This window comes from Bradyrhizobium sp. 172, assembly GCF_023101065.1.
GTDB lineage: Bacteria > Pseudomonadota > Alphaproteobacteria > Rhizobiales > Xanthobacteraceae > Bradyrhizobium > Bradyrhizobium canariense_D.
Map to the genome: position 1 here is coordinate 300,841 of NZ_CP064702.1, position 14,257 is coordinate 315,097.

At 57.9% G+C, this 14,257-nt stretch carries 15 protein-coding genes and 1 pseudogene; 11 read left to right on the top strand and 5 right to left on the bottom strand.

The features are described from left to right. Positions 1-231: 231 nt before the first annotated feature. From IVB07_RS40055 to IVB07_RS40070, 4 genes are all read right to left on the bottom strand, one after another. Positions 232-837 carry an aminodeoxychorismate/anthranilate synthase component II gene (locus tag IVB07_RS40055; protein ID WP_247282191.1) on the bottom strand — a complete coding sequence of 202 codons (606 nt, stop codon included), beginning with the start codon at positions 835-837 and terminating at the stop codon, positions 232-234. Beyond that, positions 834-2,228, bottom strand: a complete 1,395-nt coding sequence (gene pabB, locus IVB07_RS40060) for an aminodeoxychorismate synthase component I (protein WP_247767927.1) — start codon at positions 2,226-2,228, stop codon at positions 834-836. Before pabB ends, IVB07_RS40055 begins: the two co-directional genes overlap by 4 nt. A gap of 115 nt (positions 2,229-2,343) precedes the next feature. Continuing rightward, on the bottom strand, positions 2,344-2,703 hold the full coding sequence (locus IVB07_RS40065; RefSeq protein WP_247300097.1) for a Dabb family protein: 360 nt from the start codon (positions 2,701-2,703) through the stop codon (positions 2,344-2,346). A 162-nt stretch (positions 2,704-2,865) separates the two neighbouring features. Beyond that, complete coding sequence (locus IVB07_RS40070; protein WP_247300099.1) at positions 2,866-3,504, bottom strand: GntR family transcriptional regulator; 639 nt, start codon at positions 3,502-3,504, stop codon at positions 2,866-2,868. Between the two features lie 125 nt (positions 3,505-3,629). On the opposite strand from IVB07_RS40070, the gene bioB reads away from it, so the two are divergent. From bioB to IVB07_RS40100, 6 genes are all read left to right on the top strand, one after another. Continuing rightward, positions 3,630-4,625, top strand: coding sequence for a biotin synthase BioB (gene bioB / locus IVB07_RS40075; RefSeq protein ID WP_247768025.1), 996 nt, complete (start codon positions 3,630-3,632; stop codon positions 4,623-4,625). Between the two features lie 49 nt (positions 4,626-4,674). After that, entirely contained in the window at positions 4,675-5,028 is a 354-nt protein-coding gene (gene panD, locus IVB07_RS40080; protein ID WP_247300100.1) for an aspartate 1-decarboxylase, read from the top strand. An 82-nt stretch (positions 5,029-5,110) separates the two neighbouring features. After that, positions 5,111-6,265, top strand: coding sequence for an 8-amino-7-oxononanoate synthase (locus tag IVB07_RS40085; RefSeq protein WP_247767929.1), 1,155 nt, complete (start codon positions 5,111-5,113; stop codon positions 6,263-6,265). Then, complete coding sequence (gene bioD / locus IVB07_RS40090) at positions 6,262-6,894, top strand: dethiobiotin synthase (RefSeq protein WP_247767931.1); 633 nt, start codon at positions 6,262-6,264, stop codon at positions 6,892-6,894. Before IVB07_RS40085 ends, bioD begins: the two co-directional genes overlap by 4 nt. Continuing rightward, positions 6,894-8,156 carry an adenosylmethionine--8-amino-7-oxononanoate transaminase gene (locus IVB07_RS40095; protein ID WP_247767932.1) on the top strand — a complete coding sequence of 421 codons (1,263 nt, stop codon included), beginning with the start codon at positions 6,894-6,896 and terminating at the stop codon, positions 8,154-8,156. The genes bioD and IVB07_RS40095 overlap by 1 nt, the downstream gene beginning before the upstream one ends. A gap of 652 nt (positions 8,157-8,808) precedes the next feature. Further along, positions 8,809-9,003, top strand: coding sequence for a hypothetical protein (locus IVB07_RS40100; protein WP_247399128.1), 195 nt, complete (start codon positions 8,809-8,811; stop codon positions 9,001-9,003). Between the two features lie 388 nt (positions 9,004-9,391). On the opposite strand, the pseudogene IVB07_RS40105 reads toward IVB07_RS40100, so the two are convergent. Beyond that, positions 9,392-9,547: pseudogene (locus tag IVB07_RS40105) on the bottom strand (ArsR family transcriptional regulator); the annotation flags it as partial. Between the two features lie 601 nt (positions 9,548-10,148). Here IVB07_RS40105 and IVB07_RS40110 point away from each other — a divergent pair. From IVB07_RS40110 to IVB07_RS40130, 5 genes are read left to right on the top strand one after another with little or no spacing between them, the layout of a single operon-like run. After that, positions 10,149-11,099 carry a CBASS oligonucleotide cyclase gene (locus IVB07_RS40110; protein ID WP_247767933.1) on the top strand — a complete coding sequence of 317 codons (951 nt, stop codon included), beginning with the start codon at positions 10,149-10,151 and terminating at the stop codon, positions 11,097-11,099. After that, the gene (locus tag IVB07_RS40115; protein ID WP_247396082.1) at positions 11,096-11,596 is read left to right on the top strand and encodes a hypothetical protein; all 501 of its coding nucleotides are present in this window, start codon (positions 11,096-11,098) and stop codon (positions 11,594-11,596) included. The genes IVB07_RS40110 and IVB07_RS40115 overlap by 4 nt, the downstream gene beginning before the upstream one ends. Then, on the top strand, positions 11,593-12,495 hold the full coding sequence (locus IVB07_RS40120) for an ATP-binding protein (RefSeq protein WP_247767934.1): 903 nt from the start codon (positions 11,593-11,595) through the stop codon (positions 12,493-12,495). Before IVB07_RS40115 ends, IVB07_RS40120 begins: the two co-directional genes overlap by 4 nt. Further along, complete coding sequence (locus tag IVB07_RS40125) at positions 12,495-13,658, top strand: hypothetical protein (RefSeq protein WP_247767936.1); 1,164 nt, start codon at positions 12,495-12,497, stop codon at positions 13,656-13,658. The genes IVB07_RS40120 and IVB07_RS40125 overlap by 1 nt, the downstream gene beginning before the upstream one ends. Beyond that, positions 13,655-14,221, top strand: a complete 567-nt coding sequence (locus tag IVB07_RS40130) for a 3'-5' exonuclease (RefSeq protein WP_247767938.1) — start codon at positions 13,655-13,657, stop codon at positions 14,219-14,221. The genes IVB07_RS40125 and IVB07_RS40130 overlap by 4 nt, the downstream gene beginning before the upstream one ends. Positions 14,222-14,257: the final 36 nt, after the last annotated feature.

A 14,257-nucleotide genomic window follows, 5' to 3' on the forward strand; every position in this document is an offset into this window, starting at 1 on the left:
GGTTGTGCAGCTGTCTGAAATTGTTCTACGCAACGTTGTAAATAGCGCAGAGGCACGAAGCCCAGCCCCATGAGTCGCTGAGCGCCCCCCGCCGGCCGGCGGAAACGAACGTAGTAGCGCGCTGTTCTCCGCAGCGCGGCACCCACCTTCCGGGCTGCGGAGCGCCCTCGCACTGGCCGCCGGGTAATAGTTGGCCTCGCGAGATAGCAGCCCCACTCCAACCCACGTACCTCACGTTGCTGTCTTATCCTGCTGCGAGCGATAAGTCTCTGCGAGTCGCAAGAAGTTTTTAAGCACCACGTGCCCGTCTTGGGTAAGTATCGATTCCGGGTGGAACTGCACACCAAAAGTTGGTTGATAGCGATGTGCGAGGGCCATGATCTCGCCCTCGTCGGAACGCGCTCTCACCGTAAGATTCGGTGCGCATGACTCATCGAGCTCAACAACAAGAGAATGGTAGCGACCAACGCAAAGTGGCGACGGTAGCTCCCTGAATAGCCCTCGGCCGTCATGCGTTACATACGAGGACCGACCGTGCATAGGGCGACGTGCACGCGCCACCCGTCCGCCGAATACGCTCCCAATACACTGGTGTCCGAGGCAGATGCCGAGAATTGGAACGCGACCCGAAAGTTCGCGGACGACGGCCGTAGATACTCCGGCCTCAATTGGAGTGCACGGACCGGGGGAGATGACCACTGCGCGCGGCTTGAGGTCAACAAGGTCGCTCACGCTCATCGCGTCGTTCCGGAATACTTCCGTTGCTTCACCAAGCTTATGGAAATAGCGGGCAATGTTGAAGACGAAGGAGTCGTAGTTGTCGATGATGACAATCAAAGCGCACCGGATGTTTCAGCACGAAATGCGTCAAAGATTCGCTGCGCCTTGGCAAGCGTCTCCTCGTATTCTGCCGCCGGGTCCGACATCGCCGTTATACCGCTACCTGCATGAAACACAGCCATATCATCGTCGATCGTTACAGTGCGGATCGCGATGTTCGTGTCCATCTGCCCGTTGAAGCCGATGAAACCGATCGCCCCGCAATAGACCTCTCGCGCCACACGCTCGATTTCCGTAATTATCTGCATCGATCGCACCTTGGGCGCCCCGGTAATGGAGCCACCAGGAAAGCAAGCTCGAAGTAGGGTGACCGCATCTTCGTCTCCCGCAAGTATACCCGTAACGATGGAGACGAGGTGATGCACTGAGGCATAGGACTCGAGATCGCACAGGGCTGGAACGTCGATTGAATGTGGAGTGCAAACACGTGATAGATCATTACGCAGGAGGTCGACGATCATAATGTTCTCGGCACGATCCTTTTCGGACGCAACGAGCATGTTGGCGCGGCGCTTGTCTTCGTTGGAATCAGCGGAACGCGCGATCGTGCCTTTGATCGGTCGTGTTTCGACCTTTGTTCCGTCGAGCTTCAGGAATCGTTCAGGCGAGCTCGATGCGATGGTCAGCTTGCCATACCGCAGGAGGGCCCCAAAAGGTGCCGGGTTCAATGACCGCAGTTGGCGGTAGAAGGTGAGCGGATCGAACATAGTCGACAGCCTGGCCGTGAAGCGCTGCGCAATGTTGGCTTGGAAGAGGTCTCCGGCCAGAATCAAGTCGATGACGCGCTGTACCGCCGCAATGTATGCTTCACGGCTGAAGTTGGAATTCCATGCACCCGCTGTGGCAGGGAGCACAATCCGCGGCGACTTTGGGTTGGCAAGCAGGGCTGCAAACTCATCGGCTCGACGACGTGCGCGCTCGCCGCGACGTGCGGGATCCTGCTCCGGCCATCCGGTCGAGACGATCCAGCATCTGTTGTCCCGGTGGTCGTAGCTGACGACCACGTCATAAAGATTCAGAATGGATTGGGGCAAACGCTGACCGGGAATTGCCGGCGCGGGCAATCGCTCCAGCGTCCTGTTCAAATCGTAAGCGAAGAAGCCAGCCGCGCCTGCCTGAAATGGCGGGAGATCGGGACGATGCTCTTGCGGATAGTTGGCGAGAAGAGTGCGAAGAACTTCCCATGGATCGCCATCGATATCTTCGCCGTTGCAACTCGCCCGTCCCCCCGCGACTATGTAGGTGCTGATTGGATCGCAGGTCACATATGAGTAACGCCCGAGCAACTCATGCGTTGCTGCGCTATCGAGAAACGAGAGGTGCGGTCGATGCGCGAGACATTGCACCGCTGTGATAGGCTCAATCCACTGTAGTTCACGGACGTGCATCGGCTATGAGTCACCGGCGACTGGCGTGCTGTGAGACACGCTTCGAATATGATCCCGACCACAACGAGAGCGACGCTGGTCGGAGCGCCGCAAGCTCTCGAGATTGAGTGTCAGGCTAAGCCCCGTCGGTGGATGCGATGCGCGGACTAAGTTGGACTACGCCTGCCGCTGAGACGAAACGCGCATCTGTTGATAAGTCATAGTCGGCCGCGAGGCGCAGCTCGCGCAGCGGTCGTGCTCGCCTGATCGATTCCTGGTAGAGGTCATGCGCTTTGTAGGCTGCGAGTTCCGTCTCGTTGTCGAACTCACCATAGACCACGACGTCGATATCGTTGCCGAACTGGTCGGCCTTGCGATTGCGAGCAATCTCGAGCCGCCGGGCATGCGAGATCGTGGTGAGAAGCGATAGGCCTTCGATCATTTGGTCGATATGGGCCTTATCTTTGGCGGTAAACAAGACGATGTGACGGATCATGGATGGCCATAGGTTAAAATCGCGAGCAGATCGCATAGCTATCTTGGAATCGAGCCCGCTGCAACGCTGGCGCCACATGCCGCCTCGCGCGGCAAACAGACAGGGTTTGACACTCTTGCGATGGCCTGCGGTCTGAAGCGGAGCCCGCCAATCTCATTCTGGTCAGGACGCGGGAAGGGCAAGGCGCTCAATCGTTTGAATGTGGCGTGAGAGCAGGTTGCAGGCTTGATCGACGTTGCGCGCTCGCAGTGCCTGCAGAATCAGGCGGTGATCCTGATTGGATCGCGGTCGCCCCCCAGCATTGCGCGCCATCGCGAACACCAATCGCGAATTTGCAAGCTGTAGTCCGTCGAGACTGGCGAGCAGGCGCGGCATCGCGCACGGCGCCACCAGCGCCTGGTGAAAGGCGCGGTTGGCCATCTCAAAATCCTGAATCGTCTGGGCATTGTCTCCTTCAATCAGGGCAAGCTCAATTCGTGCCAAATGGGTGGATGTGAACTTTGGCGCCGCATTGCGCAATGCGACCACTTCGAGCGCGGCACGCATCTCGGCGATCTCTTTCACTGAATTGGTATCAAGCGGGGCAACCCGAACGCCGCGACGGGGCACAGCGACGACAAGATGTTGCGCCTCCAATTGCCGAAAAGCCTCGCGTACCGGGACGTGGCTCGAGTTGAACTCCCGCGCGACATGATCCTGCCGCAGCGGGGCATCTGGCTGGATGGCGCCGCTGATGATGCGCTCTCCGATTGACTCGGCAATGCGCCAGGCAACGGTCGTACTCTCGCTGTCGGTCATCATAGATTATCTATCGAAAAAACGGGTGCGTTCGCAGGCGGTGTGGATTAGCATCAAGCGAAGGTCAACGATCATAGATAATCGCCAGTATAATCTATGATCAATCATTGATGGGAACGCAAGTCTTAATGATTGCCTCTGGGAGAGTAGAACGGAACGACAGTAGAATCGGCGCACAGCTCCGCAGTAACTGGGAGCGCGCCGAGGCCCAAGCGCTCTACAGCCTGCCGTTTGCCGACCTGATGTTTCGGGCGCAAAGCGTTCACCGCGACAACTTCGATCCAAACCACGTCCAAACCGCAAGCCTGCTCAGCATCAAGACGGGCGGCTGTCCGGAAGATTGCGGCTACTGCTCCCAGAGCGCGCATTACCAGACCGGTCTGAAAGCGACCCGCCTGATGGATTGCGCCGATGTGGTCGCCAGCGCACAGCGCGCCAAAGATGCCGGCGCGAGCCGCTTCTGCATGGCCGCGGCCTGGCGCAGTCCAAAAGACCGCGATCTCGATCAGGTCTGCGATATGGTTAGCGCGGTCAAAGGTCTTGGAATGGAAACCTGCGTCACGCTCGGCATGCTGACCCCGAACCAGGCCATACAGCTCTTTGAGGCTGGACTCGACTTCTACAATCACAACGTCGACACCTCGCCGGAGTTCTACGGCAAGATCATCAGCACCCGTACTTTGCAGGATCGCATCGACACACTCGCACATGTTCGAGAGGCCGGTATCAAGGTGTGCAGCGGCGGCATTGTCGGCATGGGCGAGCGCGTCGAGGACCGCCTTGGCATGCTCGTGCTGCTCGCCAATCTCCCCAGCCATCCAGAGAGCGTTCCAATCAACATGTGGAACGAGGTCGAGGGCGTGCCCGTGAACGACACCGCGGAGCGTCCCGAGCCCTTTGCGCTGGTCCGCCTGGTGGCGACCGCTCGGATCATGATGCCGAAGAGCGTCGTCCGGTTGTCCGCTGGACGGCAGTATATGACCGATGAACTGCAGGCGCTGTGCTTTTTTGCCGGCGCGAATTCGATCTTCATCGGCGACACACTCTTGACCACCAAGAACCCGCAGCGCGATCGCGACGCGAACTTGCTGGACCGGCTCGGCATCGCGTCCAGCCTGGCCTGAATCAATCAGAGCAGCGCGCGGCCGCGCGGAAATCCAGCTTGGGCGAGAAATGCAGATTACTTTGATGAAAGGCAAAATCCATCGCGCCTCGGTCACCGAAGCCGACCTGCACTATGAAGGTTCGATTTCGATTGACGGTGCGCTGCTGAATGCTGCTGGATTCTTGATCAACGAACGCGTTGAAATCTACAACATCGATACCGGAGCGCGGTTTGCCACCTATGTGATCGAAGCGCCTCCAGGATCAGGCATCATAGGTCTGAATGGTGCGGCAGCGCGACTCGCGATGCCAGGAGACAAAGTTATTATCGTTGCATATGCCTCCTTTGATGGAGCCGAAGCAAACAATTTCAAGCCGCACGTTGTGCTGGTCGACCGAGCAAATCGCATCTTGCCAGGCTGAAGCCAAGGGCCCGAAACTGAAGCCTTGTTCTTCGCTGCCATCAGACCCTTTGTAAGATCGATCGCTACTGTCCGAGTGAAGAATGAATCCAATCCATGCGACCAAAGTTGCCGATTATGTCGTAGCCTTGCATGCCCTGAAAGAAGACGACCGGCTGCGCGGCCTCAAGCCGCGTGCGGGGATCGATTTCGCGTCGAACGACTATCTCGCGCTGGCGAGCGCACCGCGCATGAAAAAGGCTGTCTTGGACGCGATCGAGGCCGGTACACCGATCGGTGCCGGCGGCTCGCGGCTTTTGCGAGGCAATTGCGAGGAGCACGAACGTCTCGAAGCAGACGCTGCAAGTTTCTTTGGGGCGGAGACAGCGCTTTTTTTTGGCGGCGGTTATGTCGCAAATTTCGCTGTCCTGACAACGCTGCCGCAGCGAGGCGATTTTCTCGTTCTTGATGCTCTGGTGCACGCGAGTATTCATGAAGGCGCGCGAGCTGGCCGGGCCGACTTTCGGACAAGCTCGCATAACGATCCGGAGTCGGTCGAAAGCGCGATTCGTGACTGGCGGGCCGGTGGCGGAATGGGCCGGATCTGGATCGTGGTCGAAAGTCTCTACAGCATGGACGGCGACTTTGCGCCTCTCAAGGATATGGTCGCGCTCGCCGACCGGCATGATGCGTTCCTGATGGTAGACGAGGCCCACGCAACAGGCGTTTACGGCGAGCAGGGACGAGGACTCACCGCGCCCTATGAGGGACGCGAAAATCTGCTGGTCGTTCATACCTGCGGCAAGGCGCTGGGCGCGGCCGGCGCGCTCGTCACTGCGTCCGGCGTGCTGCGAGACTTTATGGTCAATCGTTGCCGTCCATTCATCTTCGCGACCGCGCCATCGCCGCTGATGGCTGTCGCCGTGAGGGAGGCGATTCTGATCCTGCAGCAGGAACCCGAGCGACAGCAGCGTCTCACCAAGCTGGTCGCGTTCTCGCATCGGGAGATGAGAGAGCGCGGCTGGAAAAGTCCTTCGGATTCGCAGATCGTACCATGCATCGTAGGCGACAATGCGCGCACGATGCGGCTCGCCTCTGCATTGCAGGCGCGCGGGTTCGATATCCGCGGAATCCGGCCGCCAACCGTGCCGGCGGGCACGGCCCGGTTGCGAATTTCACTGACGCTTAACGTGGGGGAGGACGGCGTGCGTGCAATGCTCGATGCCTTGATCGAGGAGACGAAAGGCGAGCTTCAATGAGTGTCAAAATCGTCGTGACGGGCACAGGTACCGGAATTGGAAAGACGGTGTTTTCCGCGGGGCTCGCCAATCTTCTCGGAGCGGACTATTGGAAGCCGATTCAGGCTGGCCTCGAGGGAGAAACTGATACCGAGGTCGTCTCTTGTCTTGGCGGTCTCTCGGCCGATCGCATCCTGCCGGAACGCTACCGCCTTCGGACCCCCGCTTCTCCCCATCATTCTGCCGAACTTGACGGAGTTCGCATCGAGGCGGATTTGCTCGATGTGCCCAATACAGGAGAGCGGCCATTGGTGATCGAGGGCGCGGGCGGGCTGATGGTGCCGCTGAGCGGCGACACACTCTACATTGATGTCTTCGAGCGATGGCGGCTTCCAGTGGTGCTTTGCGCAAGCACAGCGCTGGGCACCATCAATCACTCGCTGCTGTCGATAGAGGCTCTCCGAAAACGCGAAATCCGCATTCTTGGGATGGCCTTCATTGGCGAAAGAAATGCTGAGACTCAGGTTGCAATTCGCGAGATGGGGCGGGTGCGCTGGCTAGGGCGATTGCCATGGCTTTCTCCCCTCACGGCAGACACGCTGCAGGCCGCATTCCAAGCCTCATTCCGTGCTGATGATTTCGAGCCGTGATGCCGACGACAAAGTCGCCAATCTGGCATCCGTTCACGCAACACGCGCTTCAAGGCGAAATGACAAAGGTCGTGCGTGCTGATGGTGCTTATCTCCACACCGCAGATGGGCGCCGTATTATCGATGCAATCTCATCCTGGTGGGTCGTAACGCATGGTCATTGCCATCCCCATATTGTAAGCGCCATTCAGGAACAAGCCGGTAAGCTCAATCAGATCATCTTTGCCGGCTATACCCACGATCCGGCTGAGGAGCTTGCTGCGCAACTGTTGAAAGTCGCACCCCGTGGTCTCGACTATGTCTTCTTCTCCGACAGCGGCTCCACCAGTGTCGAAGTCGCCTTGAAAATGGCACTCGGGTATTGGCATAATATCGGTCAGCAGCGAAGACGCATTGTCGTAATGCAACATTCCTACCACGGCGATACGGTTGGGGCGATGTCCGTTGGTGCCAGAGGCGTGTTCAACGCGGCGTACGGTCCGCTGCTGTTCGATGTTACCTCGATCCCGTTCCCCGCGAGAGGTCGTGAGCAGGCGACACTCGCTGCGCTCGAGTCGGCATGCCGAAACGAAATGCCAGCCGCCTTTATTGTGGAGCCTCTGATATTGGGAGCGGGCGGGATGCTGATGTACCCAGCCTGGGTGCTAACAGCGATGAAGCGGATCTGTGAGGCGTCGGACGTGCTGTTCATTGCCGACGAGGTCATGACCGGCTGGGGCCGCACCGGATCGCTATTTGCTTGCGAGCAGGCCAATGTCGCGCCCGATATCGCTTGCTATTCGAAAGGTCTCACGGGAGGGGCGCTCCCACTCGCGGTTACGCTCTGCCGTGCAGACATTTTCGACGCGCATTATTCGAAAGATCGTATGCGTACGTTCTATCATTCGAGTTCATATACGGCGAATCCGGTAGCCTGTGCCGCTGCAAAAGCGAACTTGGATCTTTGGTGGCATCGGGACTTTCGCGAGCGCGCCGCTTCGCTCGCCGCCATGCAAGAGCTGGCAATTGAGCCATTCCGCGCCGACGCGCGCTTTGAAAACGTTCGTCGTTCCGGAACCATCACAGCGCTTGATTTGACAACGGGCGATGGCGGCTATCTGGCGGACATCGGTCCGAAGCTTCAGGCTTTCTTTAACGACCGAAATCTGCTGCTGCGCCCGCTCGGCAATACCATCTACGTGATGCCTCCCTATTGCGTCACCGCGGCAGATCTCGACGAAATCTACGCTGGCATCAGCGATGCAGCCGATGCGCTGGCTTGAAGGCGCGCTTTTCGAGTTGGTCTCGCGCTCCTCCTCGGTAGCGATTCTCATCATCTCAGAATGAAGGCCGAAAGACGGTCTCCGGTACAAAGCACGCTTGCGTTAATGAAATCCATGACTTCCCGGGAATTGACCAATGAAGACTGGGAGTGACGGACCATGTCGGTGGCGCAAGCCGGCTTGATGGCTTGCAGTTCCTGATGTCAGTCCGCATCAGATTTTCGATCTTGCTGCCGCCGCGGACGCTCCCAGCACGATCACGAAGCAGGACCAGTGCTGACCGCAGGTCCGCCACTAGTAGAGGCGTTGAAATCCACCGAAGGATCCGGAGATCCAACAGGATTTGAGCGCGATAACGGGACTTATTGGATTGATCGATTGTCCGAAGTGCTCCAATATTATGCTGAAACCACGCAAATGTGAAGCCGAGACAACGCTCTCATGTGACCGAGACTAGTTGCGTACATTGTCTGGGGAGCAAAGGCGCAAGATCTGGCAAAGTCAGCGTGCGCCAGCCAGAACATGGGGCAACGCCGCTGGGAGATATGATGTTGGACCGTGACGGTGACTTGATCTTTCAACTTCTGCTTTACCTTAGTCTAGTGCTTATTGTTGCATCTCTGATGGGCTTAAGCGCGATGGGGATTGCAGCATGGTCGAGCGAATGACCGTCAGCAAGTATCAGTTCGCGGGCGAGCTGCGGCGGTTGATCGAGAAGCACATCGGCCCGTCGAGCACGTTCGAAGACTACGTCCTCATAATCGGGGAGCTGGAAGGGGCGAAGAACAGGCTGGAGCTGGAGTCCGAGAAGTTCTCGGACGAGGAGGTTGACGCCTGCGAATTATAGCGAGCGCTTCGCACTGCACAGATCTGGTAGGCGGAGGATAGTCCCGCAGGATATGTCGATTGAGCAATTTGCGCCAGCAGCTCACGCTTCGGCATGAGATGCTGAGCATTCTAAGCCCGGTCGACTGGCCGCGAGCAATTATGATCGGGGTAAGTGGCGGCGCTGCGCCGGCAGCGCCTCAGAACTGACCTATCACGCGGCTGAATGCCGGGTGCACTCGTTCCTCAGATTAATTCAGTGTTCGCACCGGCTGCCCTTGTAGGGGTACTTCCGGCGCTTGGAGATCAAGTCCTCGATTCCTATCCGGCAGGCCGCCCAGAACAGATCTGGCCCGATCTCGCCTTGCTCAAAGGGCGTCACGAAGATGCCTTCGGACCGACCGCGCGGAGAAGCGCCGCGTGAACTGCTCGTAGTCCATGCCGTTTGCGGTGCCGTATAGGGCAACGTCAGCGTCGCCTCTGACTTAAGATCCAAACACGACTTCAGCTGACGATTTAAGGGCCTTCTTGAACTTGTCGATTATATCCGAACGCTCCCGCTCCAGGTGACCAGGCCGCGATTTCCAAAGCGCTTTCTAAAGAACGGGCAGAGGCTTCACCTCCCCTGACGAGAGCGCATTCATGATCCTCTTTCTCTGGCGATCGTAATCAACCTCGGCGCTATGATGACGCGTTGAAGGGATCGGATTCTTGGGGCCTCGAGGCGGACTTCTGGGAGATGGGCTGGCGTGCAGGCCAGCGTGTTGAATAGCCCTTTGGCAATCGTCAGGCTCATAAACTGAACGTCATAGGTTCAAAACCTATCCCCGCAACCAAACTTTCCCAAGAAAATCAATGAATTAGCTCCGCCTCTGGCGAGCTTTTTCATGTAGTACAAGCGATTTCCACGCATTACCGCGAATTCTCTATTTTACTGCGCAGTATCAATTGGTTGCGAGGCTGCCTTCCGATTGGTTGCCGACCATTACAATTTTCTACATGGCACACGTTTGGCACATGACGAGCAGCGGCGCCGCGTCCACCACCACCAAAGGTCCCCTGTGGATGTTCGGAGTAGGCGCATTTTTGCGCCTTGTAATTTCCGGAAGACTCACTCACGGTGTTCGCTATTCCGAACTTTTTATGACTCTTTAGAGGAGCCACCACGTGCCCTTGAACAACACAGAATTTCAGTATTACGACGCAAACGTGCTGCGCCTGCCGGCCGACAAGCGCAAAGAATATCATGAGCAGGTTGACCGCCTGATCGCCGAACTCAGCGGCACCGTCCGCGAGAAGACCGCGATCAAGGTCACGAAGGTCGTCAAGGCGGGCTCTTTTGCAAAGTTCACGATCCTGCGGAAGACCTCGACCGACCCGGTCGATGTCGATGTCGTCTTCTATATCTCGGGCCGCAGCATCGACCATGAGACGCTGCAGAACTTGAACGACACCATCTACAAGCTGCTGATCGAGATCTATCCCAACAAGGATGTCGAGGACTTCGAGATTCAGCGCAAGGCCGCAACAGTCTCGTTCGTCGGCACGGGCCTGAGCGTCGACATCGTGCCGGTCATTGAAGACCCGCTGCGCCCCGGTTACGGCTGGCAGTTCGATCTGCAGGACGGGTCGAGGCTTCAGACCTGCGCTCCCTGCCAGATCAAGTTCGTGCGTGATCGCAAGAACAAGGACAAGGACTTCCGCACCCTGGTCCGCTTGATGAAGAAGTGGCGCAACCACGCCGAGCTGAAGCCGCTCAAATCGTTCATCATCGAGCTGCTTGTCGCGCACCTGCTCGACACCGAAGGCAACACCGGATCGATCGAGCAGCGGTTCCGGCGCATCCTTCTCTACATCGCGCAATCCGGCCTGAAGGAATGCATCCAGTTCGCCGACAACACGCCGCCGTTCGGCACGTTCAAGGACCCGGTCGTGATCATCGATCCGGTCTACAGCCTAAACAACGTCGCCAGCCGCATCACCGAGGCCGAGCGCCAGCTGATCGTGGCCGCCGCACAGAACGCCTGGGAGGCCGCGCACTTCGCGTCGGCTGAGGATGACACCGAGGTGTGGAAAGAAATTTTTGGACCCCGCTTCAAGGTTGAGGAGCCCGCATGACCCACTCTGCAACTGCCAGTCAGACCTATTCGTACACCAACGCCGATGTCGAGGCGGTCGCGCGACGGTTCACCGCCGACCTCGTCATGATTGCGCAGAGCTCCGGTGCCATCACCGAAGCCAAGGCGTGCGAATATGCCCACGATGTCGAAGCCCTCGCCAAGAAGGGGTTCCTTGAAAAGGTCGACGTCACTTTGCTCAGCGGTCTCGTGGAGATGCGCGCGGTGCAATATACCGTCAACACCACCTCGGGCGACCTCACCATGAGCCGCCCCGGCGGGGTCATGTGGCCTCAGGTTGCCAATCCGTACTTGCGCATCATCCTCTACTACACCGACGACTACACCCCCACCCAGAAGATGGCGATGAGCCCCAAGCTGAAGATCAACTGGGGTCCGACAAGCGACGACACTAGTCACGCGACATTGAAGTCGGCGGGCAACCGGGATTACGCCAGCAATGCATTCGGCATGCAGCGAAAGGATTTTGCCTCATGAACCAGCCGGCTCCCAAAGTCTTCGACAGCGAAACTCCGCTTCCGGACCCCGCGCTAACATCTAAAGCGAAGACGCTGCTCGGATTTGAGGAGCGGTACAAGCGCGTTCACAATCAGCTTCGCCTCCTTTTGAGCCTCGACGAAATCGGTGCCTGGAACAAGAAGCACCACGGCGGCAAGTTGCTGCTGTCCGAACTCGTCGCCGAACAGTATCCACTCGCCATCTTTCACGGTGATGTGGGTACAGGAAAAACGGCTAACGCCGAATGCCTCGCCAACCGCATTGTTGCGGACGCCCGCGCAGAAGATTCCATTTTATTCAAGCTCAGCAACCGTGTTCGCGGTAGCGGCAAGGTCGGAGAGATGGGGACGCTCCTTTCGGAAGCGTTCCACCGCGTGACCCAATCCGCGGGCCGCGGGCGGCGTGCGATCCTTATTATCGATGAGGGCGACTCGCTGGCAGCTTCTCGGTCTCAGGACCATAGCCACCACGAAGATAAAGTTGCCGTCAACACGCTCATACAAGGCATCGACGATCTTCGCAGGTTTGGTGGCCGCGTCGTCACCTTCCTTTGCACAAACAGGCTTTCCATCCTTGATCCCGCTCTGCAGAGACGCGCGGCCATCGTCGAGGAGTTCAAGAGGCCGACGGCTGACGAGCGCCGACAGCTATTCAAGTTCGATTTGGCTGCCCTTGGCTTGCCAGAAAGTCAAATCGCGCAACTGGTAGGCGCGACCGAAGCAAAGAATGGGCAGCCGTCGTGGACGTACTCGGATATTCGCACCCGCCTTTATCCGAGCGCGTTGGCGCTGGCCTTTCCGGACCGCCCGCTCTCATTCGAGCATCTCAAGTCGGTTGTTCTGGCCATGAAGTCATCGCCGACATTGGAGGATCGCTGATGGTCAAGTCGCCTCTGTTTGGACGCCGCGTCCACATCGCGGGCGGCGTGTCACTGGAGTTGGCTCATGCTTCGACGGCTGACGTCGCTCATGCCCGCGAATTGCTGCAGGGCGTTGTCCGCGAGCTCGTCGCGCGGGGGGTGACCTTCGTCCTGCCGGTTGACGGCGAGAAGCTCCGGCCCGTCGACAGCAAGCCGATCTGCTTCGATTGGCTGGTCTTGGAGACAATGCACAAGAATCTCGCCCGTCGCCCGACCGGTGCTCCAAATCCCCTCCTCATTGCCGTCCAGCACCATAAGACGGAAGAGCAGATCCCCGCAGAATTTCAGGGCCTTTGGGATGAATTACGTTCTTCAGATCTGATCCAGATCGAGAACGTGTCCCATTGGAATATGAACAGCAAGCGGATGGAGGCACAGGCGCGCTGGGGCGACATTCTCCTTACTGTCGGTGGTTCCGAGGGAGTTTTGTTTCTGGCTAACTTGTATCATGACGCGGGAAAGCCGGTTGTGCCACTCGGCAGCAAGGTCACCCCGGCGGATCAGGGCTCGCGCCGGCTTTTCATCCTAGGTCTGTCAAGCAGCCAGGCTCCACGCCTCTTTCGAACTGTGGCTCAAACCGCTCACACCTGGATGAATCGCATCAATTTCACGGCGCGTACCGACACAGCCGATCAGGTTAAGGGCATCATAGACCTTCTGGAAAATCTGGAACCGCCGCCGGCATTCGTCGTTCGACTTTTAAATCCGGACCATGCGGACTTCGCCGATGTAGAGGCGTTTTTCCAGGTGGTGGTGCAGCCGGTAATTGAGGGAGAACTGGGTTATCGTATGGTTGTCGTGGACGGTCAGCAAAAATACGAGCACGCGCACATCGATCAGGAAATCTTTGCTAAGCTGCACAGGAGCCGGGTCGTCCTAGCCGACATCACGGGAATGCGACCCAATTGCTTTTTGGAGCTTGGCTATGCCTTTGGCCGGAGCCTTCCGACAATGCTGACCGTCAAGGAAGGGAGTGCTCATCCGTTCGACATCCACACCTTCGCGGGCCTGCATTGGAAGACGACAGGAACGATCGAGGAGCGACGGCGAGCGTTTCGAGAGCATTGGGCTGCGATTCAAAGTCGCCCCCCCCTTGTTGCCACAGGGCCCCTAATCTCATGAACTCCAAACGCGAAATCTTCATTTCGATCGACGTTGAGGCGGCGGGCCCAATACCGGGAGAATACAGCCTTCTCTCAATCGGTGCCTGCGACGTAGACGAACCGACGCGTGTGTTCTCCTGCGAATTACAACCGATCAACCAAAATGCCGCGCCCAATGCTCTGGACGTTGGCGGTTTCTCGCTGGAGCAATTAGCCAAGACGGGTGTGCCGCCGAAAGAAGCGATGGCACAGTTTGCGGCGTGGATCGAGAGCTTCATTGGGGACGCCGATACGCCGGTGTTCGTGGGCTTCAACGCGCCGTTCGACTGGTCCTTCATAAATTACTATTTTCACAAATTTCTTGGGAGGAACCCGTTCGGATTCACCGCCCTCGATATCAAAGCCTATTATATGGGGGCAACCGGATGTACATGGCGGGATACCCGCTCTAGCGTGATTGATAGGAAGCTAAGCCCGAAGTCAAAATCGGATCATAACGCCTTGCACGATGCTCAATATCAAGCTGAACTATTTCGTCTCATTCGTAAGAAGCTGGTATCTCGGCGGGCGAGTAATGCCTGACAGTCACTCCAATTGTTGCTCATAAAGGAGAGACAC

Excerpts from the sequence above, each read along its gene's own strand:
- IVB07_RS40100 (WP_247399128.1), top strand. The coding sequence starts at position 8,809 with ATGGTCGAGCGAATGACCGTCAGCAAGTATCAGTTCGCGGGCGAGCTG.
- IVB07_RS40065 (WP_247300097.1), bottom strand. The coding sequence starts at position 2,703 with ATGATCCGTCACATCGTCTTGTTTACCGCCAAAGATAAGGCCCATATC.
- IVB07_RS40095 (WP_247767932.1), top strand. The coding sequence starts at position 6,894 with ATGCCGACGACAAAGTCGCCAATCTGGCATCCGTTCACGCAACACGCG.
- IVB07_RS40120 (WP_247767934.1), top strand. The coding sequence starts at position 11,593 with ATGAACCAGCCGGCTCCCAAAGTCTTCGACAGCGAAACTCCGCTTCCG.
- IVB07_RS40130 (WP_247767938.1), top strand. The coding sequence starts at position 13,655 with ATGAACTCCAAACGCGAAATCTTCATTTCGATCGACGTTGAGGCGGCG.
- bioD (WP_247767931.1), top strand. The coding sequence starts at position 6,262 with ATGAGTGTCAAAATCGTCGTGACGGGCACAGGTACCGGAATTGGAAAG.
- bioB (WP_247768025.1), top strand. The coding sequence starts at position 3,630 with ATGATTGCCTCTGGGAGAGTAGAACGGAACGACAGTAGAATCGGCGCA.
- IVB07_RS40070 (WP_247300099.1), bottom strand. The coding sequence starts at position 3,504 with ATGATGACCGACAGCGAGAGTACGACCGTTGCCTGGCGCATTGCCGAG.
- pabB (WP_247767927.1), bottom strand. The coding sequence starts at position 2,228 with ATGCACGTCCGTGAACTACAGTGGATTGAGCCTATCACAGCGGTGCAA.
- IVB07_RS40085 (WP_247767929.1), top strand. The coding sequence starts at position 5,111 with ATGAATCCAATCCATGCGACCAAAGTTGCCGATTATGTCGTAGCCTTG.
- IVB07_RS40115 (WP_247396082.1), top strand. The coding sequence starts at position 11,096 with ATGACCCACTCTGCAACTGCCAGTCAGACCTATTCGTACACCAACGCC.
- IVB07_RS40125 (WP_247767936.1), top strand. The coding sequence starts at position 12,495 with ATGGTCAAGTCGCCTCTGTTTGGACGCCGCGTCCACATCGCGGGCGGC.
- panD (WP_247300100.1), top strand. The coding sequence starts at position 4,675 with ATGCAGATTACTTTGATGAAAGGCAAAATCCATCGCGCCTCGGTCACC.